The 1,098-nt window shown below is 64.9% G+C and carries 1 protein-coding gene and 1 pseudogene; both read right to left on the reverse strand.

Annotated elements, in window-relative coordinates:
- A partial coding sequence (locus EN943_RS37100) for an ATP-binding cassette domain-containing protein (protein WP_164778615.1) occupies positions 1-462 on the reverse strand: 462 nt, incomplete at its 3' end.
- A pseudogene (locus EN943_RS37880) lies at positions 455-1,098 on the reverse strand (hypothetical protein); the annotation flags it as partial. The gene EN943_RS37100 and the pseudogene EN943_RS37880, both read right to left, overlap by 8 nt.

Here is a 1,098-nt window from a genome sequence, read left to right on the forward strand (position 1 = left end):
GTGGTGGACGGCGCGGGCGATCTCGACCATCTGCTTCTTCGCCGCGCCAAGCGTCGAGACCAGGGCCGTCGGCTCGACATGGAAGTTCAGCCGCTGCAGATGCTGCTGCGCCCTGATGTTGACGCCGCGCAGCCGGTTGAAAAAGCTCTCTTCGCCGAGAAAGATGTTCTGGGCGACGTTCATGGACGGAACAAGGTTGGTCTCCTGGAAGACCATGGCGATGCCATGCTTCATGGCTTCGGCCGGAGACGAGAAGCTGACCTGCTTGCCGTCGAGCAGCATTTCGCCCGAGGTCAGCGGATAGAGGCCGGCCAGCACTTTGGTCAGCGTCGATTTGCCAGCGCCGTTCTCGCCGAGCAATGCATGGACTTCGCCGCGCCGGAGCGTGAAATCGACAGCCCGAACCGCCGCGTTGCCGCGGAACGCCTTGGTCGCCTGGCGAAACTCGACGATGTCAGCCATGTGCGAGCCCACTGTCATTTTCCGGCAGGCGCAGCAGCGTGCCGGAGCCGCGCGAGGTGGCATAGACGCTGCCGCCATGGGCGCAGACGGAGGTGATGCCGTGCATGGAGCCGTCGGCCCGGCTGTGCCAGCTTTCCCGTGGCACACCACGGTTGTCGCAACGCGCGACGAGGCCATAGGACCGCGACGGCGCCCAGGGCTTCAGCACGCCCATCTGGCGGACGGAACCTTGACTGAGCGGCTGGTCGGGCCTCACCGAGCCGGCAAGCTCCGGTCCGATCCATTCGCCGGGGTCGATGGTCGCCATCATCTCGTGACGGTAGTCGTCCTCGCGCAGCACCAGTTCGAACAATTGCCGGCGCGGCGCAAACAGCGCCATCCAGAGATCGCCGCCGGAAGCGGATGAAAGACGGGAGGGATAGGCCGGCAAATCTTCCAACATCGTCACCGGGCGCATCGCGGATTTCGGATCGAGGGCGATCACACGATGCCGCCAGCTTTCGCTGATCGCCAGGCGGCCATCACCAAGCAACGCCGCGCCATTGGGAAAAGCCAAATCGCCAACGAGTGTGCGGTATGAGCCGTCGGCCGGGTCGACGGCAAAGACGCCGCCGCTTGCGCCGCGCTCCATCAAAT

Origin of the sequence: Mesorhizobium sp. M7A.F.Ca.US.006.01.1.1 (assembly GCF_003997935.1) — a bacterium.
Lineage (GTDB): Bacteria > Pseudomonadota > Alphaproteobacteria > Rhizobiales > Rhizobiaceae > Mesorhizobium.